The organism is Streptomyces deccanensis (genome assembly GCF_022385335.1).
Lineage (GTDB): Bacteria > Actinomycetota > Actinomycetes > Streptomycetales > Streptomycetaceae > Streptomyces > Streptomyces deccanensis.
Window position 1 is genome coordinate 3,156,684 of the sequence record NZ_CP092431.1, and the last position, 19,454, is coordinate 3,176,137.

At 72.1% G+C, this 19,454-nt stretch carries 16 protein-coding genes; 11 read left to right on the plus strand and 5 right to left on the minus strand.

Features of this window, described 5'->3' with window-relative positions; genetic code table 11:
* Window positions 1-50 precede the first annotated feature (50 nt).
* The 5 genes from fasR (at window position 51) to fabF (ending at window position 5,034) form a co-directional block, all read left to right on the plus strand.
* A complete protein-coding gene (gene fasR, locus L3078_RS14120) occupies window positions 51-1,253 on the plus strand; it encodes a fatty acid biosynthesis transcriptional regulator FasR (RefSeq protein WP_045557919.1) in 1,203 nt (400 codons plus the stop codon).
* Between the two features lie 89 nt (window positions 1,254-1,342).
* Window positions 1,343-2,257, plus strand: a complete 915-nt coding sequence (locus L3078_RS14125) for an ACP S-malonyltransferase (protein WP_239753932.1) — start codon at window positions 1,343-1,345, stop codon at window positions 2,255-2,257.
* Window positions 2,258-2,270: 13 nt separating this feature from the next.
* Window positions 2,271-3,302, plus strand: a complete 1,032-nt coding sequence (locus L3078_RS14130) for a ketoacyl-ACP synthase III (RefSeq protein ID WP_239753935.1) — start codon at window positions 2,271-2,273, stop codon at window positions 3,300-3,302.
* Between the two features lie 108 nt (window positions 3,303-3,410).
* Window positions 3,411-3,659 (plus strand): acyl carrier protein, encoded by a 249-nt coding sequence (locus L3078_RS14135; RefSeq protein ID WP_045557916.1) that lies wholly within the window; start codon window positions 3,411-3,413, stop codon window positions 3,657-3,659.
* Between the two features lie 103 nt (window positions 3,660-3,762).
* On the plus strand, window positions 3,763-5,034 hold the full coding sequence (gene fabF, locus L3078_RS14140; protein ID WP_239753936.1) for a beta-ketoacyl-ACP synthase II: 1,272 nt from the start codon (window positions 3,763-3,765) through the stop codon (window positions 5,032-5,034).
* Window positions 5,035-5,209: 175 nt separating this feature from the next.
* On the opposite strand, the gene L3078_RS14145 is transcribed toward fabF, so the two are convergent.
* Window positions 5,210-5,704, minus strand: a complete 495-nt coding sequence (locus L3078_RS14145) for a DUF3145 domain-containing protein (protein ID WP_239753937.1) — start codon at window positions 5,702-5,704, stop codon at window positions 5,210-5,212.
* 278 nt (window positions 5,705-5,982) lie between these two features.
* Here L3078_RS14145 and L3078_RS14150 point away from each other — a divergent pair, with 278 nt between their 5' ends.
* Window positions 5,983-6,879, plus strand: a complete 897-nt coding sequence (locus tag L3078_RS14150; protein WP_239753938.1) for an SGNH/GDSL hydrolase family protein — start codon at window positions 5,983-5,985, stop codon at window positions 6,877-6,879.
* A 49-nt stretch (window positions 6,880-6,928) separates the two neighbouring features.
* Window positions 6,929-7,918, plus strand: a complete 990-nt coding sequence (locus tag L3078_RS14155; RefSeq protein ID WP_239753939.1) for an aldose epimerase family protein — start codon at window positions 6,929-6,931, stop codon at window positions 7,916-7,918.
* Window positions 7,919-7,987: 69 nt separating this feature from the next.
* On the opposite strand, the gene L3078_RS14160 is transcribed toward L3078_RS14155, so the two are convergent.
* On the minus strand, window positions 7,988-10,450 hold the full coding sequence (locus tag L3078_RS14160; protein WP_239753940.1) for a glycoside hydrolase family 3 protein: 2,463 nt from the start codon (window positions 10,448-10,450) through the stop codon (window positions 7,988-7,990).
* 114 nt (window positions 10,451-10,564) lie between these two features.
* On the opposite strand from L3078_RS14160, the gene L3078_RS14165 reads away from it, so the two are divergent.
* Both L3078_RS14165 and L3078_RS14170 read left to right on the plus strand, forming a co-directional pair.
* Window positions 10,565-11,161 (plus strand): TetR/AcrR family transcriptional regulator, encoded by a 597-nt coding sequence (locus tag L3078_RS14165; protein ID WP_239753941.1) that lies wholly within the window; start codon window positions 10,565-10,567, stop codon window positions 11,159-11,161.
* Between the two features lie 110 nt (window positions 11,162-11,271).
* A complete protein-coding gene (locus L3078_RS14170; RefSeq protein WP_239753943.1) occupies window positions 11,272-12,567 on the plus strand; it encodes a pyroglutamyl-peptidase I in 1,296 nt (431 codons plus the stop codon).
* Window positions 12,568-12,601: 34 nt separating this feature from the next.
* Here the strand turns inward: L3078_RS14170 and L3078_RS14175 are convergent, their stop codons facing one another.
* The 3 genes from L3078_RS14175 to L3078_RS14185 all read right to left on the minus strand — a co-directional run bounded on the left by L3078_RS14175 (window position 12,602) and on the right by L3078_RS14185 (window position 15,363).
* Complete coding sequence (locus tag L3078_RS14175; RefSeq protein ID WP_239753944.1) at window positions 12,602-13,441, minus strand: EI24 domain-containing protein; 840 nt, start codon at window positions 13,439-13,441, stop codon at window positions 12,602-12,604.
* Window positions 13,442-13,549: 108 nt separating this feature from the next.
* The gene (locus tag L3078_RS14180; RefSeq protein WP_239753945.1) at window positions 13,550-14,719 is read right to left on the minus strand and encodes a GDSL-type esterase/lipase family protein; all 1,170 of its coding nucleotides are present in this window, start codon (window positions 14,717-14,719) and stop codon (window positions 13,550-13,552) included.
* A gap of 65 nt (window positions 14,720-14,784) precedes the next feature.
* A complete protein-coding gene (locus tag L3078_RS14185; RefSeq protein WP_239753946.1) occupies window positions 14,785-15,363 on the minus strand; it encodes a TetR/AcrR family transcriptional regulator in 579 nt (192 codons plus the stop codon).
* 214 nt (window positions 15,364-15,577) lie between these two features.
* Here L3078_RS14185 and L3078_RS14190 point away from each other — a divergent pair, with 214 nt between their 5' ends.
* Both L3078_RS14190 and L3078_RS14195 read left to right on the plus strand, forming a co-directional pair.
* Window positions 15,578-18,139 carry a M14 family zinc carboxypeptidase gene (locus L3078_RS14190; protein WP_239753947.1) on the plus strand — a complete coding sequence of 854 codons (2,562 nt, stop codon included), beginning with the start codon at window positions 15,578-15,580 and terminating at the stop codon, window positions 18,137-18,139.
* A 25-nt stretch (window positions 18,140-18,164) separates the two neighbouring features.
* Window positions 18,165-19,349 (plus strand): serine hydrolase domain-containing protein, encoded by a 1,185-nt coding sequence (locus tag L3078_RS14195; protein WP_239753948.1) that lies wholly within the window; start codon window positions 18,165-18,167, stop codon window positions 19,347-19,349.
* Window positions 19,350-19,454 lie beyond the last annotated feature (105 nt).

Consider the following 19,454-nt stretch of genomic DNA (forward strand, 5'->3'; position numbering starts at 1 on the left):
GGTAGCGACCCGCGCCGCACCCAGGTGTCCTGATGAGGCAGTCTTGTCCCGTGCCCGAACCCGAAACCAGCAAATCCGCAACCGCGCCGTACGTCCATCCGCACTCCGCGACGCTGCGGCGGCTGGAGAAGTCGTCCGGAAGCCTCGCCGCGCAGGCCATCGCGCGGATGGACGAGACGCTGCCCTGGTACCGGGCGATGCCGCCGGAGAACCGGTCGTGGATCGGGCTGGTCGCCCAGGCCGGTATCGCCGCCTTCACCGAGTGGTTCCGGCATCCGGACGCCCCGCAGGCCATCTCGACGGACGTGTTCGGGACCGCGCCGCGTGAGCTGACCCGGGCGATCACGCTCCGGCAGACCGTGGAGATGGTGCGCACGACCATCGAGGTCATGGAGTCCGCCATCGACGAGGTCGCCGCCCCCGGCGACGAGAGCGTGCTGCGCGAGGCCCTGCTCGTCTACGCGCGGGAGATCGCCTTCGCCACCGCGCAGGTGTACGCGCAGGCCGCCGAGGCACGGGGTGCCTGGGACGCCCGGCTGGAGTCCCTGGTCGTGAACGCGGTGCTCAGCGGCGAGGCCGACGAGGGCGCCGTCAGCAGGGCCGCCGCCCTCGGCTGGAACTCCCCCGACCATGTCTGTGTGGTCCTCGGCACCGCCCCGGACGGGGACAGCGAGCTGACCGTGGAGGCCATCCGGCGCGCGGCCCGGCACGCCAAGCTGCAGGTGCTCACGGGGGTGCTGGGCGACCGCCTGGTGGTGATCGCCGGCGGGAACAACGACCCGTTGCAGGTGGCGAAGTCGCTGATCGGGCCGTACGCGGCGGGGCCGGTGGTGGCCGGGCCGATCGTGCCCGACCTGCTGGCGGCGACCCGGTCCGCGCAGGCCGCCGCCGCCGGACTCAAGGCGTGTTCGGCGTGGCAGGACGCGCCGCGCCCCGTTCTGGCGGACGATCTGCTTCCGGAGCGCGCGATCGCTGGTGATCCCAGTGCGCGCGAGCAACTGGTGGAGGAGATCTACAGACCGCTGGAGGAGGCCGGCTCCGCTCTCCTGGAGACGCTCAGCGTCTATCTCGAACAGGCGTCGAGCCTCGAGGGCGCGGCCCGGATGCTGTTCGTCCATCCCAACACCGTGCGCTACCGGCTTCGACGTGTGACTGACGTCACCGGCTGGTCGCCTTCCGATGTACGCTCGGCCTTCACCTTGAGGATCGCGCTGATCCTGGGGCGTCTGGTGGATGGGGATCCCCAGCTCTAGGGTTTTGTCGGAGGGCTACAAAACCCCCTCGTGTTCTTCGTCCCTGTCCCCACGGGCGGCCTGAGCCGTCCCCAAGAGAGAGTGTGAGAGTGCTCGTACTCGTCGCTCCCGGCCAGGGCGCCCAGACGCCCGGCTTCCTGACTCCTTGGCTCGACCTCCCCGGTGCCGCCGACCGTCTCGGCGCGTGGTCGGACGCCATCGGGCTGGACCTCGCCCACTACGGCACCGAGGCCGACGCCGACGCGATCCGCGACACCGCCGTGGCCCAGCCGCTCCTCGTGGCGGCCGGGCTGCTGTCCGCCGCCGCCCTCGGCGACGTGCTGCCCGGCGCGGTCGCCGGTCACAGCGTCGGCGAGATCACCGCCGCCGCGTTCGCCGGTGTCCTCGACGACACGGCCGCGCTGTCCCTCGTCCGCAAGCGGGGCCTGGCCATGGCCGAGGCCGCCGCGATCACCGAGACCGGCATGTCCGCGCTGCTCGGCGGCGACCCCGAGGTGACGATCCCGCACCTGCGGAAGCTGGGGCTGACCCCGGCCAACGTGAACGGCGCGGGCCAGATCGTCGCCGCCGGCACCCTGGAGCAGCTGGCCGCCCTGGAGGCGGACAAGCCCGAGGGTGTCCGCCGCGTGGTGGCGCTCAAGGTCGCGGGCGCCTTCCACACGCACCACATGGCCCCCGCCGTGGACAGCCTCGCCAAGGCCGCCGAGGAACTCGCCCCCGGGGACCCGAAGCTCACCTATGTCTCGAACAAGGACGGGCAGGCCGTCGCCACCGGCGCCGAGGTGCTCTCCCGTCTCGTCGGTCAGGTCGCCAACCCGGTCCGCTGGGACCTGTGCATGGAGACGTTCAAGGAACTGGGCGTGACCGCGCTCGTCGAGGTGTGCCCCGGCGGCACGCTCACCGGTCTCGCCAAGCGCGCCCTGCCGGGCGTGGCCACGGTGGCGCTGAAGACACCCGACGACCTCGACGCCGCTCGCGCGCTCATCGCCGAGCACCAGAACTAGGAGCCCGGGAGCTATGTCGAAGATCAGGCCGAGCAAGGGCGCCCCGTACGCACGCATCCTCGGCGTGGGCGGCTACCGCCCGGTCCGGGTGGTGCCCAACGACGTGATCCTGGAGAAGATCGACTCGTCCGACGAGTGGATCCGCTCCCGCTCCGGCATCGAGACCCGGCACTGGGCGAACGACGACGAGACCGTCGCCGCCATGTCGATCGAGGCGTCCGGCAAGGCGATCGCCGACGCCGGGATCTCCGCCGAGCAGATCGGCGCGGTCGTCGTCTCGACCGTCTCGCACTTCAGCCAGACCCCGGCCGTCGCCACCGAGATCGCCGACAAGCTGGGCACCGCCAAGGCCGCCGCCTTCGACATCTCGGCCGGCTGCGCGGGCTTCGGCTACGGCCTGACCCTCGCCAAGGGCATGGTCGTCGAGGGCTCGGCGGAGTACGTCCTCGTCATCGGTGTCGAGCGGCTGTCCGACCTCACCGACCTGGAGGACCGGGCCACGGCCTTCCTCTTCGGTGACGGCGCCGGCGCGGTCGTCGTCGGCCCCTCCCAGGAGCCGCACATCGGCCCGACGGTGTGGGGCTCCGAGGGCGACAAGGCCGGCACGATCAAGCAGACGGTGCCGTGGAACGAGTTCCGGATCGGGGACGTCGACACGCTTCCGCTGGACAGCGAGGGCAACGTCAAGTTCCCCGCGATCACGCAGGAGGGCCAGGCGGTGTTCCGCTGGGCCGTGTTCGAGATGGCGAAGGTCGCGCAGCAGGCGCTGGACGCGGCCGGGATCAGCTCGGACGACCTGGACGTCTTCATTCCGCACCAGGCCAACGAGCGGATCATCGACTCGATGGTGAAGACACTCAAGCTGCCGGAGCACGTCACGGTCGCGCGTGACGTGCGTACCACCGGCAACACCTCGGCCGCCTCGATCCCGCTCGCGATGGAGCGGCTCCTGGCGACCGGCGAGGCGAAGAGCGGCGACACCGCGCTCGTCATCGGCTTCGGGGCGGGTCTCGTGTACGCCGCGACGGTCGTTACCCTCCCCTAGGCACCCGCTCCGGATCTTGCGGTCCGGTGCGGGAAACGCACAACCTGCCGCTGACGCGGCGGGCGCCCCACCCTCTCAACCGTCTGAAACTACGAAGGAGCGCCTGACATGGCCGCCACCCAGGAAGAGATCGTCGCCGGTCTCGCCGACATCGTGAACGAGATCGCCGGCATCCCGGTCGAGGACGTCCAGCTGGACAAGTCCTTCACCGACGACCTGGACGTCGACTCGCTGTCCATGGTCGAGGTCGTCGTCGCCGCCGAAGAGCGCTTCGACGTCAAGATCCCGGACGACGACGTCAAGAACCTCAAGACGGTCGGCGACGCGACCGACTACATCCTCAAGCACCAGGGCTGATCCGGCGGATCGGGTCCGGCCCGATCCCCCGCGGAGCAGTCCGCTTGCCCCGCCACCCGGCGGTGGCGCCGCTGATTCCTCGTAACCGTTGGAGAACATTCCCGTGAGCTCGACCAATCGCACCGTGGTCGTCACCGGTATCGGCGCAACCACACCGCTGGGTGGCGACGCGACTTCCACCTGGGAGGGGCTGGTCGCCGGCAAGTCCGGTGTCGGTCCCCTGGAGCAGGAGTGGGCCGCCGACCAGGCGGTCCGTATCGCCGCGCAGATCGCCGTGGAGCCGACCGAGGTCATTCCCCGGCCGCAGGCCCGCCGACTGGACCGCTCGGCGCAGTTCGCGCTGATCGCGGCCAAGGAGGCGTGGGCCGACGCCGGTTACACGGAGACCTCGGCCGACGACGGCACCGTCGACGCCGACCGTGTCGGCGCGGTCATCGCCTCCGGTATCGGTGGGGTGACGACCCTGCTCGACCAGTACGACGTGCTGAAGGAGAAAGGCGTACGCCGTGTCTCCCCGCACACCGTGCCGATGCTGATGCCCAACGGCCCGTCCGCCAACGTCGGTCTGTACGTCGGCGCGCGCGCCGGTGTGCACACCCCGGTCTCCGCCTGCGCGTCGGGCGCCGAGGCCATCGGCTACGCCATCGAGATGATCCGCACCGGCCGCGCCGACGTCGTGATCGCCGGTGGCACCGAGGCCGCCATCCACCCGCTGCCGATCGCCGCGTTCGGCAACATGATGGCGATGTCCAAGAACAACGAGGACCCGCAGGGCGCCTCCCGTCCGTACGACACCGGCCGTGACGGCTTCGTCCTCGGCGAGGGTGCCGGTGTCGTCGTCCTGGAGTCGGCCGAGCACGCGGCGGCGCGGGGTGCCCGGGTCTACGCCGAGGCCGTGGGCCAGGGCATCTCCGCCGACGGCCACGACATCGTGCAGCCGGAGCCGGAGGGGCGTGGGATCGCCCACGCCCTGCAGAACCTGCTGGACCGCACCGACCTTGACCCGGCGGAGATCGTGCACGTCAACGCGCACGGGACGTCGACGCCGGCCGGTGACATCGCGGAGCTGAAGGCGCTGCGGAAGGTGTTCGGTGACGACACCGACCACTTCGCGGTGTCGGCGACGAAGTCGATGACCGGGCATCTGCTCGGTGGGGCCGGTGGGGTGGAGACGGTGGCGACGGTGCTCGCGCTGTACCACCGGGTGGCTCCGCCGACGATCAATGTGAACGACCTGGACCCCGAGGCGGAGGCCAACGCCGACATCGTGCGGGGTGAGGCCCGCAAGCTGCCGGTCGAGGGGCGTATCGCCGCGCTGAACGACTCGTTCGGGTTCGGTGGGCACAACGTGGTGCTGGCGTTCCGGACGGTTTGATTCGTTCGCTGACGCGCTTGTGGCCCGGGTCCCTTTCAGGGATTCGGGCCACAGCTGTTTGTGCTTCGGGTGCGGGTGGGTGGGGCTTCTCGCGCCCACGCGGCGGAGCCGCACATGTCACAGCCCCGCGCCCCTGAAGAGCAAAGCGCAGGCCCCCGGCGCTTGAACGGGACCGTCAGACCACCTGGTGGAGCCAGCGGACCGGGGCGCCCTCGCCCGCGTAGCGGAAGGGTTCCAGTTCGTCGTCCCAGGGCTTGCCCAGGAGCTTCGCGAGGTCGGACTCCAGGTCGGTCTCGCCTCGTTGGCTGCGGAGCAGGGCCGCGCGGAGGCGGTCCTCCGGGATGAGGATGTCGCCGTGGATGCCGGTGACGGCGTGGAAGATGCCGAGTTCGGGGGTGCAGCTGTAGCGCTCGCCCTCGGCGGTGGCGCAGGGCTCGGCGGTGACCTCGAAGCGCAGGAGGTGCCAGCCGCGCAGGGCGGACGCGAGCTTGGAGGCGGTGCCGGCCTGGCCCTGCCAGGAGAACTCGGAGCGCCAGGTGCCCGGGGCGGCCGGCTGCCGGATCCAGTCGAGGTTCACGCGGGTCCCGAGGACACCGGCGACGGCCCACTCGACGTGCGGGCACAGCGCACGCGGCGCGGAGTGCACGTACAGGACTCCACGTGTCGTCACCGGGGCCTCCACAGAGCAGGGCATCTTGTTCGTTCGACGGATCGGCAGTGGCAGGGCGGCCACGTGGCGAGGCTACCGTGTGGCGGGGCAAGGAGTGTGACGTACCGTCGGAGCCGACGCCAGGACGCGGCGCTCTTTCACCCAGGGGGACGCGTGTGCGGTACGGAACAGTTGCACCTTTCGCCGCAGCGTTCTCGTAGGTCTCCCGTGTCGGGAACTCCCGCGCGTTGTCATGGGTGGGAACTTGCACGTGTAGGACCGACCGAGGGGACCAGGGGATGCGGAAGCGACGCCACCGTTCGAGGGCGGTGTGGGGCGCGGTCTCGGCGGCGTTCCTGCTGGCCGTGACCGGGTGCGACGCCACCGGTGGGGACTCCCCCGGCCCCGAGGGGACGGGTCCGCGTGCCGCGTCGCCGAAGCCCACGCCCGCCTGGGACAGCACCCCCGAGTCGCTGGTCGCCGTGGGTGACTCCATCACCCGGGGCTTCGACGCGTGCAAGGTCCTCTCCGACTGTCCCGAGGTGTCCTGGGCGACCGGCACCGACGCCTCGGTCGACAGTCTCGCCGTACGGCTGCTGGGCCGCTCCGGCGCGCTGCGGCACAGCTGGAACTACGCGGTCACGGGGGCCCGGATGGCCGATCTGCCGCAGCAGATGGCCAGGGCGGCGACCCGGAAGCCCGAGTTGGTCACGGTGATGGTCGGCGCGAACGACGCGTGCCGCGCGACCGTCGACGCCATGACGCCGGTCGCCGACTTCCGCGCGGACTTCGAGGACTCGATGGCGACGCTGCGGGACGCGCTGCCCAAGGCGCAGGTGTTCGTGGCGAGCGTGCCCGATCTGAAGCGGCTGTGGTCCGCGGGCCGCACCAGCCCGGTCGGCAAGCAGGTGTGGAAGCTGGGCATCTGCCCGTCCATGCTGGCCGACCCGGACGCCCTCACCACGGCGGCCGGGGAGCGGCGCGACACCGTCCAGGACCGGGTGGAGGCGTACAACGACGTGCTGCGCGAGGTCTGCGAGAAGGACCGCCACTGCCGGTACGACGGGGACGCCGTCTTCGACTACCGCTTCGGGCAGGCCCAGCTCAGCCAGTGGGACTGGTTCCACCCGAGCGTGAACGGGCAGGCGCGGCTGGCGGAGATCGCGTACCGGATCGTCAGCGCCAAGGAGTCGTGACCGAGGGTTCCGTCGTGGCCCCGGATTCCCGTGACCTAGGGTTTCGCTCATGAGCGAACTTTTCGGCACACTTTCCGACGGCACGCCGGTGCACCGGTGGACGCTGGAGCGGGGCGGCACGCGGGTGCGCATCCTGACGTACGGCGGGATCGTGCAGTCCGTGGAGGTGCCCGACCGGGACGGGCGGACGGCCGACGTGGTGCTGGGGTTCGCCGACCTCGACGGGTATCTGCGCCATCAGGGGCCGTTCTTCGGGGCGCTCATCGGCCGGTACGCCAATCGGATCGCCGGCGGGCGGTTCACCCTCGACGGTCAGGTGTACGAGCTGGCGCGCAACAACCCGCCGAACTCCTTGCACGGCGGGCCGCTCGGCTTCGACAAGCGGGTGTGGGAGGCGGAGGGCGTCGCGGACGGGGCCGGCGTGCGGCTGACGCGGGTGAGCCCGGACGGGGAGGAGGGCTTCCCGGGGCGGCTGGAGGTCTCCGCCACGTACACGCTGGAGGAGGACGGGGGCGCGCTGCGGATCGCGTACGAGGCGGTCACGGACGCGCCGACCGTGGTGAACCTGACCAACCACTCGTACTGGAACCTCGCGGGGGCCGGCTCCGGGAGCGCCGGTGGGCATGAGCTGCGGATCGACGCGTCGCGGGTGACGCGGGTGGACGCGGACCTCATTCCGACCGGTGAGTTGGCGGAGGTCGAGGGGACCCGGTTCGACTTCCGTTCGGCACGGAAGGTGGGGAGTGGGTACGACCACAACTTCGTGCTGGACAAGGGGGTTACGAGCGGTGCGGAGGTCGTTGCCGAGTTGGGGGAGGCAGGGTCTGGGCGGGTGTTGAGTGTGGCCACGACCGAGCCCGGGATGCAGCTTTATACGGCGGATCATCTGGAGGGGGCGTACGGGCCCGGGGATGGGGTCGCGCTGGAGACGCAGCACTTTCCGGACTCGCCGAACCGGCCGCGGTTTCCGAGTACGGAGTTGCGGCCGGGCGGCGTTTATCGGTCGGAGACGGTTTTTGGGTTCGGGGTGCGTGCGTAGGTGTGTCGGGTGCGGGTTCGTGGGGGCTGGTCGCGCAGTTCCCCGCGCCCCTGAAAGCCTGGGGTTGCCCTACGCCTGGATCGGTGCCGTAAGGCGGCGGTCGGCCAGGGAGCGGCCTGCCTCCAGGTCGTACGAACCTTCCACCCGTGCCCATGAGTTGGTGCTCTCGTCCCAGATCTCGAAAGCGCGGCGTGGGAGTTGGATGGTGGCCTCCGCCGTTTCTCCCGGGGACGCCTCCACCGTGGCGAAGCCCGCGAGCCAGCGGGTCGGGCGGGTGGGGTCCGGGGTCGTGGGGGCCAGGTAGAGCTGGATGGTCTCGCGGCCCTCGCGCGAGCCGGTGTTGCGGACGCGGACCGTCGCTGTCGTGCCGGTGACGTCGAGGGACTCGTACGTCCAGTCGGTGTAGCCGAGGCCGTGGCCGAAGGGGTACGTGGGGGTCCTGCTCTCCTTGTTCCAGGCGCGGTAGCCGATGAACACGTCCTCGTCGTAGGTGAGTTCGCCGGAGGTGGGGGTGACCTGGGTGACCGGGGCCTCGGACAGGGTGCCCCAGGTGGTGGGGAGGCGGCCTCCGGGTTCGTGGGTGCCGGTGAGGATGTCGGCGAGGGCGGCGCCGCCCTCCTGGCCGGGGAACCAGGTGAGGAGGACGGCGGCCACGTCGTCGCGCCACGGGAGTTCGACCGGGGAGCCCGCGTTGACGACCACGATCGTGGCGGGGTTGGCGGCGGCCACCGCGCGGACCAGGTCGTCCTGGCGGCCGGGGAGGCGGAGGTCCTTGCGGTCGAAGCCCTCGGACTCGACGCGCTCGGTGGTGGCGACCACGACGACGGCGGTGTCGGCGGCGCGGGCGGCCTCGACGGCCTCGGCGATCAGGTCGTCGGGGTCGCGCTGCGGGCCCTGGTGGCAGAGGGTGAAGGCGAGCATCGTGATCGGGGCGTCGGCGGCGAGTTCCACGACATGGGTGAGGGAGACCTGCACCGGGGTGCCCTCGGTCAGTTCGACCTGGGCCAGCGGGACGGGGGCGCCGAAGAACGACACGAAGGGGTCGTCCGTGTCGGTGGTCCGGACACCGTCGAAGTGCGTGGTGCCGTCGACGGTGAGGGTGTAGGCGCCGAGGCCCTTGATGCCGAAGGTGTGGGTGCCGGTCTCGCGCGGGACGAAGGTGCCGGTCACCTCGACGGTGTGCAGGGTGGTGTGGGTGACGCCGTCGGGGAGGTCCGAGCCCATCCACTGGATGTGGCCGTTGGGCGAGGAGCGGGTGCCGATGACCGTGCCGGAGGCGTCGCGGCAGACGGCTTCGAGGGTGAACCCCTTGTCGGCGACGCCCAGTTCCTCGTTGGGGTCCGCGCCGACGGCGTACGTCAGCGTGCCCTCGGGGAGGGCGGCGGTGAGGCCGTCGAGCGGGGAGACGATGTGGTCGGGGAAGACGGTGGCCGAGCCGCCGCCGAGGACCCGGGCGTCGCGGGCCGCGGCGCCGATGAGGGCGACCGTCGAGCCCGGCCGGAGCGGGAGGGCGGCCTGGCCGTCCGAGGCCTCGTTGCGGACGAGGACGAAGGAGCGGCGGGCGATCTCGCGGGCCAGGGCGTCGCCGTCGACGGGGGCGGGGAGTTCGGTGACGACCGGGTCGGCGCCTTCGAGGATGCCGACGCGGGCGGCCAGCAGCAGCACGCGGCGGACCGCCTCGTCGAGTTCGGCCTCGGTGACCTCGCCGGCGCGGACGGCGGCGGCCAGGGCCTCGCCGTAGACGGTGACCGGGCCGGGCATGGCGACGTCGAGGCCGCCGGTCAGGGCGGCGGTCGTGGAGCGGGCGGCGAGCCAGTCGGAGACGTTGAAGCCGTCGAAGCCCCACTCGCCGCGCAGGACCTCGTTCACCAGGTAGCGGTGCTCGCTCATCGTGGTGCCGTTGACGGTGTTGTAGGCGGTCATGATGCCCCAGGGGTGGGCGTTCGCCACGATCGCCTCGAACGGGGCCAGGTACAGCTCGCGCAGGGCGCGTTCGGAGACCAGGTTGTTCACGGTGAAGCGGTCGGTCTCGGCGTCGTTGGCGACGAAGTGCTTGACCGTGGTGCCGACGCCGCCGGACTGCACGCCCGCCACATAGCCCGAGCCGATCTCGCCGGTGAGGTAGGGGTCCTCGCTGTACGCCTCGAAGTGGCGGCCGCCCAGCGGGGAGCGGTGCAGGTTGACCGTGGGGGCGAGGAGGACGTGGACGCCCTTGCGGCGGGCCTCCTGGGCCAGCAACACCCCGGCGCGGCGGGCGAGTTCGGGGTCCCAGGTGGCGGCGAGGGCGGTCGGGGAGGGCAGCGCGACTGAGGGGTCCTCGGCGGTCCAGCGCACTCCCCGTACGCCGATGGGGCCGTCGGACATGACGAGGGAGGCGAGACCGATCTCGGGGAGCTCGGGCAGCGTCCACATGTCCTGGCCGGCGAGGAGCCTCGCCTTGGCGTCGATGTCCAGCCTGGCGAGGGCCTTCTCCACGGCCGCCGCGCGGGCCTCGTCGGCCGGGGTGGGGTGGGTGCCCGGGGTTGCCGCCATCGCGGTGCCTCCTCGTCGAGTCCGGTTACGTCTCCGTCATCGTGCACGCATTACCTGTAGATCGGTAGGTTTCGTTATGGTGCCGTTATCTTTGGCGCGGTCGGGTGGGTCCGGATGCCGTACGGTGACGGCATGAGCGGGACCAGTCGGACCAGGAGCGTCAGGGGCGAGGAGCGGCGCGCGGAGATCGTGCTGGCGGCGCTGGAGGTGATCGCCGAGCGCGGTTACCGGGGCGCGAGCATGGCCGCGGTCGCCGACCGCGTCGGGCTCACCCAGCAGGGGCTGCTGCACTACTTCCCCACCAAGGAGGCGCTGCTCGTCGCCGTCCTCAGGGAGCGGGACCGGTGGGACGCCGTGCCCGACAGCCCGCTGCGGCTCGATCTGCTGGGCTCGCTGGTCGAGTACAACGCGATGCGGCCCGGGATCGTGCAGACCTTCTCGGCGCTGCTCGGCGAGAGCGTCACCGAGGGGCATCCCGCGCGCGAGTTCTTCACCGAGCGGTACGGGCGGGTGCGGGGCTCCATGGCCGAGGTGCTGCGCGCCGAGTACGGCGACCGCCTCCCGAGCGGCCTCACACCGGAGCGCGCGGCCCCACTGCTGGTGGCCGTGATGGACGGCCTGCAGTACCAGTGGCTGCTGGACCCGGGCACCGTGGACATGCCGGGCGCGTTCCGGGACTTCCTTGCCCTGCTGGGCGAGGACGCCGGCTAGGGCCCGGTCGCCCAGGCGTCGGGCATGGCGCGCGCACCTTCCGTCACGGGATACTGCCGCCGTCCGGAGCGGCACCCCACGGCACGACCCTGACGGAAGGACCAACTCCCTTGGTTTCGCTGACGACTTACCGACGGGCACGCGGAGCGACGATCGGGCTGGCGGCGCTGTTCGCCGGGCTCTGCACCCCCGCCTCCGCCTCCGCGTCGCCCCCGGCAGCCGCGTCGGTCTCCTCGGCCGCGGCCCCCACCGTCGAGGAGCAGCGGCTCGATCGGGCCGTGCCGCAGGAGATCCTGCGGCGGTCCGGATTCGACACCGTGGCGGCGGAGTTCGCGCGGGCGCTGGACGGGGCGCGGTCGTACGCGCAGGCCGAGCGGATCGTCGTACGGCAGGGCGGGCGGCTGTGGACGCGGGCCGTGGACCGGGCGCAGGGGCGGGGCCCGGCGGGCGGTGATCTGAGCCGGGACGACGACCGGCCGCTGTACTGGGCGCGGTTGGGGATGACGCGGGAAGTGCGGGGCTTTGAGCCCTCGTTCGAGCTGAGCGAGCGGCAGAGGGCGCGGCTGCTGGACGAGTTGGAGACCTCGTCGCGCGGGCAGGACTCCCTGCGCTTTCCGCCCCGCGACAAGGGGATGAAGCGGGTCCTGGTCACCGGGTTCGACCCGTTCACACTGGACCGGGACATACGGATCTCCAACCCGTCCGGGGCGACGGCACTCGCCCTCGACGGGACGGTGATCCGCACCGCCGACGGGCCGGCCCGTGTCGAGACCGCCGTCTTCCCCGTCCGCTGGCAGGACTTCACGGACGGCACGGTCGAGCGCGCGCTGCGCGAGCGGTTGCCCCGCGTGGATCTCTTCGCGACCGTCAGCCAGGGCCGGGTGGGGCGTTTCGACATCGAGCGGACCAACGGGGCCTGGCGCGGCGGCTTCGCCGACAACGACAACGTAGGCCGCGCCGAGACCATCCCGGTCGGCGATCCCGCCACCCAGCCCCAGTGGACGGCCACGACCCTGCCGTACGCGGACATCGTCGCCGCGAACACCGGTCGCTTCCCCGTCTACGACAACAGGAGCGTGACCGAGATACCGGCGGGCGGCACGGTGGCGGTCGTCCGCCCGGACGGGCCGACGCCGGGCTCGACCGCGCGGGCCGGGGGCGGCGGCGACTACCTCTCCAACGAGATCGCCTACCGGGCGACGCTCCTGCGCGACCGGCTGGGGCTAGGCTCCACGCTGCCGGGCGGGCATGTGCACACGCCCGTCCTGCAGTTCGGGGCCGGCAACACCGACCCGGCGACGGGGGCGGTGACCGATCCCGAGTTCGTGCGCAACCGGCTGGACATCATCGCCCAGGTGCGGACGATCGTGTCGGTCGCCCTGGACGCCACGGCTCCCGGCGCCTGAGACCCTGACGGCCGCGCGGTGGCGCGACGCCCGGTCAGGCGCCGAGCCCGGGCTTGCGGAACATGGGCGGGGCCGGGTGGGCGGGGTGGCCGGCGGCGGGGACGCGGTTGCGCTCGTCCTCGCCGGTGGTCTCCTCGCCCAACAGGTCGCGGGCCATGAGGGTGGCGCCCGCGACCGCGCCCGGCATCAGGAAGACGGCGACGAACGGCACCAGGAAGGCGAGGCCGAGCGGGGTGCCGAAGCCCCAGATCAGTGTCTTGCGGGAGCGCAGGAGGGCGAGGCGGTCGCGGAGTTCGACGCGGCGGCGCTGGAGGGCGACGGAGGTCAGTTCCTCGGTGAGGAAGAAGCCGGTGACGAAGAAGCCGATCACCGGGACGACCGTCTGGCCGATGAACGGGACGAAGCCGAGGGCGAAGAGCAGGACGGCCCAGACGAGCGCCCGTGCGAGGACGCGGAGGCTGTCCCGGGCCGAGATCCACAGCTCCTGCCACAGCGGCAGGTGGGACTCCGGGGCGGTGCCGTCGGGTGAGACGTCCCGGTCGACCTTCTCCGAGAGGTTCTCGTAGAAGGGCTGGCCGATGAGGAGGGTCACGGCGGTGAAGGTGATGACCGCGAGGGCGAGGGCCAGGGCGAACAGGACGGCCGTGAGGAGGCCACGGAAGAGGCCCGGCCAGGGGCTGGACCAGTCGTCGGCGAACGGGGTGGCCCAGGTGACGAAGTCCGGGCCCCAGACGGCGAGGGCCACGAGGGCGGCTATGTAGAGGACCAGGGTGATGAGGCCCGGGAGCAGGCCGAAGCCGTACTGCTTCCCGTGCCTGGCCACCCAGCGTTGGCCCTGGACTAGGTACTGGAAACCCACCCTCAGATCGCGCATGGGGCGCACTTTATCGTTCGGGGCGTTTGCGCAGGAGAGCTCGGGGGGTGGGGTGCGCGGGCGACTGCGCGTTGTCTGTGGTTGCTCGCGCAGTTCCCCGCGCCCCTTTCAGGGCGCGAACGCGCCCTTGGCTGTGAAAGCCAGCTCCGCGAAGCGTTCTCCGATGAGGTGGTGGGTTTCGGCGTCGGGGTGGAGGTCGTCCGGGAGGGGGAGGGTGGTGGCGTCCTGGTCGCCGTAGAGGGCGAGGCCGTCCAGGTAGTGGAGGGCGGGGTCCTCCTCGGCGCGCTGGGCGACGATCGCCGCGAGTTCCTCGCGGATGACGCGGAGGGTGAGTTTGCCGGGGGTGAGGTCCTCCGGGTCGCCCATGGCGCGGAAGCGGAGGCGGCCCTCGGCGAGGCCGGTGAAGTCGGGGGCGCTGGGGCCGGGGGTGTCCTCGTGGATGGGGCAGAGGATCGGGGAGACGACGAGCAGCGGGGCGGTGGGGTGGCCGTCGCGGATCGTGTCGAGGAAGCCGTGGACGGCCGGGGTGAAGGCGCGCAGCCGCATCACGTCGTGGTTGACGAGGTTGATGCCGATCTTGACGCTGATCAGGTCGGCGGGGGTGTCCCGGATGGCGCGGGCGACGAAGGGATCGAGGAGGGCGCTGCCGCCGAAGCCCAGGTTTATGAGGTCGACCCCGGCCAGGGAGGCGGCGTGGGCGGGCCAGATGCCGGTGGGGCTCGCGGTGTCGGAGCCGTGGCTGATCGAGCTGCCGTGATGCAGCCAGACACGGCGGCCCCGGTCGGGGGCGGGCTCGACGGGGGCGTCGGTGCGCAGGGCGACGAGCTCGGTGGTCTCGTTGTGCGGGAGCCAGATCTCGATCGTCTTGAGGCCGTCGGGGAGGTCGGTGAAGGTCACCGTGCCGGGCGGGCCCGGCCGGTGCTCGGCGGTGCCGGTGGTCATGTCGATGGTCACGGTGTTGCCGTCCGGCACGCTGCCCCGGGCGGTCGGGCGGCCGTCGACGAGGAGGTCGTACAGGCCGTCCGGGCGGGGCGGGGCGCCCACGTAGGTCCGCTTGGTGCGCAGGGCGTCGAGTGCGACGGCGGTGGCGCGGGTGCGGAAGACCAGGCGGACGCCGGAGGGCTGGGACTCGACCATGGCCAGCTGCGGGTCGGCGCACTGCGCGCGGGCCCGTGCGGGCAACCGGTGCGGCAGGACGCCGTGTTCGGTGCGCTCCAGCTCCAGGGCGCCGCGCAGGAGGTCGGCGGTGATGGGGGTGGTGATCCAGGGGGAGGTCATGGCTCAACCTGACGTCGTGGGGGACGGGTGGATCGGTGGTGGTCGGCGGGGCGGGGCGCCCGGAGTCAACCGGGGGGCGGGGCCGGCCAGTTGCACAGCAGGGCGTCGAGAGCGTCGATGACGCGTTCCCAGCTCTCCTGCGAGTCGGGGGCGCTGTGGCTGAAGCCGCCGGCCGACTCCAGGCTGACGTAGCCGTGGAAGACGCTGCCGAGGAGCCGGACGGCGTGCGTCTGGTCCGGCTCGGTGAGGTCGTAGCCGCGCAGGATGGCCCTGGTCATCTGTGCGTGCCGGCCGCCCGCGCTCGCCGCGGCCGCCTGGGGGTCCAGTCTGAGCTGGGCCGCCGCGTACCGGCCGGGGTGCGCGCGGGCGTAGTCGCGGTAGACGTCGCCGAGGGCCGCCAGCGCGTCCTTCCCGGCCCGGCCGGCGAGCGCGGCGGCGCCACGGTCGGCCATCTCCTCCAGGGCCAGGAGGGCGATCCGGGTCTTGAGGTCCTGGGAGTTGCGCACGTGCGAGTACAAGCTCGCGACCTTCACGTCGAAACGGCGGGCCAACTCCGAGACGGTCACCTCGTCGAAGCCGATCTCGTCGGCCAACTCGGCGCCCGCGAGGGCGAGACGTTCCGGGCTGAGCCCCGCGCGTGCCATGCCCGTGCCACCGTCCTTCCGATCCGTTCGATGGTGTCGATTATGCAACTGCCTAAAGGTTTTAGGCAAATAGCGACAACTCCTAGGTCACGGGGTCTCCGTGTCGTATGGGCCCTCTTGTTGCCCGGGAGTCGAACATGTAGACCACCTGTGGTCACCCGCACCGGCACGTCGTAGGAACCGCTCCAGAAGGAACCCCACTCCAGGAGGTAGCGTGCGTCCGCCGAGACCCGGCCCGAGATCCGCACTGTTCAGCGTCGTCGCCGTCACCGTCACCACGGGGTCGTTGCTGATCGCCCCGCACCCCGCGGGCGCCGACCCGAGACCGCCGGTCCGCGAGGGGTCTGCCCTCTCGTCGGGCGCCGCCCGGACCCCAGCGAGCGTGACCCGGCGAGCCCTGACCGCACCGGTCGCGGACCTCGCCGACACGACTGGTTCCAGCCGTGGTTACCCGCGCGAGCAGATCCTCTCCCCCGACCCGGAGAACCCGGCCGACAAGTCCCTCAAACTGGGCCTCACCCCGTACCACGCCATCGCCCCGAAGCTGAACGCCCTTCAGCGGCTCGGCGACCGGGTGAGCGTGGAGATCGCCGGCAGGTCGGCCGGCGGGCACCGGCTCTACCTCGTCACCGTGACCGCCCCCGAGTCCGCCCGCCAGGCCCGCGCCCAGGCGCGGATGCGCGAACTCATCGAGTCCGCCCCCCGGTCGGCCGCCAGGAGCCCGGAGATCCGCAAGACGTACAAGGCGCCCGTCTTCTTCAACAACAACATCCACGGCAACGAGTGGGAGGGCACCGACGCGTCCCTCCAGCTGATCGAGCGGCTGGCGACGGCGACCGACGCCGGGACGAAGGACCTCCTCGCCCACTCCCGGCTGTACTTCAACATCACCGCCAACCCGGACGGCCGGATCGCGGGCACCCGCGCCAACGCGGCCGGGTTCGACATGAACCGGGACTTCGTCACCGCCTCGCAGCCCGAGGTGCGGGCGATGCGGCGGATCCAGATCGACAAGCAGCCCGCCGTGATGCTCGATCTGCACGGATACGTCAACGGCACCCTCATCGAGCCGACCACTCCCCCGCACGGCGAGAACTACGAGTACGACCTGTTCCTGAAGAACACCTACGCCAACGCGCTGCGCATGGAGTCGGCCGTCAACGGCCTCGGTCACACGCCCGCGAAGGACGGCGTCGAACCGGTCCAGATCCCGTTCCGCGACTCGGCGGAGGGGTGGGACGACTGGCCGCCGATCTTCACCCCGCAGTACGCCGCCTTCCACGGCACCGTCGCCGCGCACACCGTGGAGATCCCGCTCCAGGTGAACAACGCGGCGTACGAGTCGCTGCCGGTCGGGGAACTCCGCCGCCGCTCCGCGATCAACGTCGACGTGGCCGGCGCGGCCCTGCGCGCGACCCTCGACTTCGTACGGGAGAAGCGGACTTCGCTGATCGCCGACCAGATCGAGGTCTTCCGGCGCGGTGCCGAGGCCGCCGCCCAGGTGCCGGTCTCGGAGAAGACCGTGCCCGGAGTGCCCGGCATCGGCCCCGAGGACGTCTACACGACCGAGTTCCCGCGCGCCTACGTCGTCCCCGCGGGCGGCGGGCAGCGCTCCGCCACGGCCGCCGCGCGACTCGTCGACCACCTGCTCGCCAACGACGTACGCGTGACGCGCGCGACCCGTGCCTTCCGGCTCGACGGCCGGTCGTACGCGAAGGGTTCGTACCTGGTCGACATGCGTCAGCCCAAGCGCGGGATGGCCAATGTGCTGCTCGCCGACGGGCGGGACATCAGCGACAAGGTCTCGGTGATGTACGACATCTCCGGCTGGAGCCTGGGGCGGCTGTGGGGCGCCACCGTGGTGGCGGCGGACAGCGGTCGCCCGTCCGCCGTGCCCGCCCGGCCGGTGACGTCCGCCGCCCGCGTCGGACACGTCGCCCCGCGCGGTGACCTGCGCCTCCGGCTCGACTCCCCGCAGGAGATCGCCGCCCTCAACTCCCTGCTCGCGGACGGGGTTTCCGTACGTCAGGCTACCGACGGCAGCGCGCTCGTGCCGTCCTCGGCGCGACGGAGGGCCGAGGTGCTCGCGCGCTCCTACGACGTGGTCTTCGAGGCGGCCAAGGGTCTGAAGGGCCTGAAGGGCACACCCCTGCGGCCGGCCCGCGTGGCCGCGGCCGTCACGGCGGGCGAGCTCTTCGCGCTGCGCGAGATGGGCTTCGACGTGGTGCCGGTGTCGACGTCGATCCTCAACGCGGGCTTCGACTGGTCGAGGGCGGATGTGCTGTTCGTGTCGTCCGGTCTGTCGTACGGCGCTCTGAACCCGTCCGCCCGTACGGCCCTCACCGGGTTCCTCGCCGGACACGGGCTGGTCGGCCGGGGCGCGGCCGGCGCGGCGCTCGCCTCGGCCACCGGGCGGTTGCAGGCCACGGCGGTGCAGGGCAACGGGGACGCCAACGGCGTGGTGCGCGTGGTGAATTCGGGCGGCGCGGTGACCGGCGGCGCGCCGGACCACAGCTTCGTCTACGCGCCCGTATGGTTCACCGGGCTGGGCGACGGTGTGACCGTCGAGCAGACGTACGGCACCGGGAACCCGCTGGTCTCGGGGCACTGGCGGCCGTCGGAGGACGGCTCCGGGGGCCCGGCCGCCGCGGCTGGCCGGCCGTCCGTGATCAGCGGGCCGAACGCGGTCCTCTTCGGCACGGAGCCCCTCTTCCGCGCCCATCCGAAGGGGGAACTCCCGCAGGTGGGGCGGGCGTTGCTGACCGTGTGGAGATAGCCGGGGTCGAGGAAGAGGAGTGCGCATGACCGAGGGGACCCGGACGGCCGCCGTCCACGGGACCGTGGCCGAGGGCTTCGAGGCGGTGCGCGAGGAGTTCGCCGCCTTCGTGGCCGGTGAACGGGCCGACTACGAGGGTCAGTTGGCCGCGTATGTGCGGGGGCGGCGGGTCGTCGACCTGTGGGCCGGCCCCGCCGAGGAGGCGGAGACGGGCGGCGAAGCGCTGCACGGCGTGTTCTCCTCCACCAAGGGCGCCGCCCATCTCGTCGTCGCGCTCCTCGTCCAGGACGGTGTGCTGGAGCTGGACCGTGAAGTCGTCCACTACTGGCCGGAGTTCGCGGCCGAGGGCAAGGGGGCGGTGACCCTGCGGGAGCTGATCTCGCACCGGGCGGGGCTCATCGGCACCGATGCCGGGTTCACCCTGGAGGAGCTGGCCGACGACCGGGTCCTCGCCGAACGCCTCGCCGTGCAGCGCCCGTACTGGCGGCCGGGCGCCGCCTTCGGCTACCACGCGCTGGTCATCGGGGCGCTCACCGGCGAGGTCGTACGGCGGGCGACGGGCCGCACGCTCCAGGAGGTGTACGAGGAGCGGATCCGCGCACCGTACGACCTCGATCTCTTCCTGGGGCTGCCGGAGGAGCACGAGCCCCGCTTCCGGACCGTGCAGCCGATGCTGCCGACGCCCGCGCAGCAGGCCGAGCTGGACGCGGCGCCCAGCGGCCCGCACACGCTGACGTCGATCGCGTTCAACAACCAGGTGCCGGAGCCGGGCGAGTTGACGGACTTCCCCAACGCGCGGATCGTGCGCGCCGGCGGGCAGGCGTCGGCGGGTGGCGTCGGTTCGGCGCGGGGGCTCGCCGGGATGTACGCGGCGGCCGTCAGCGAGCTCGACGGGCGGCCGCCGCTGCTCAAGCCCGACACCATCGGCGAGTTCGGCCAGGTGCACTCCCTCGGCCACGACCTCGTCTCGCGGGCCCCGAAGGCGTTCGGCCTGGGCTTCCAGGCCACGGCCGAACTGGTCCACCCCTTCCTCGGCGCCGGCACGTTCGGCCACAGCGGCGCCGCCGGGTCCCAGGCCTTCGCCGACCCCCGCAGCGGCCTCGCCTACGGCTACACCCGCCGCCGCATGGCCTTCCCGGGCGGGGCGGCCCCGGAGAACACGGGGCTGGTCCGGGCGGTGCACACGGCGGCGCTGGCGTCGCAGCCGTGAAACATCGCGCATGAGGCGTCACAGCCCTGAAGCACCACGCATGACGCGTCACTGCTTCGTGGCACCGCACACGACGGAGTCCGCACCCCACGTCCAGGGGTGCGG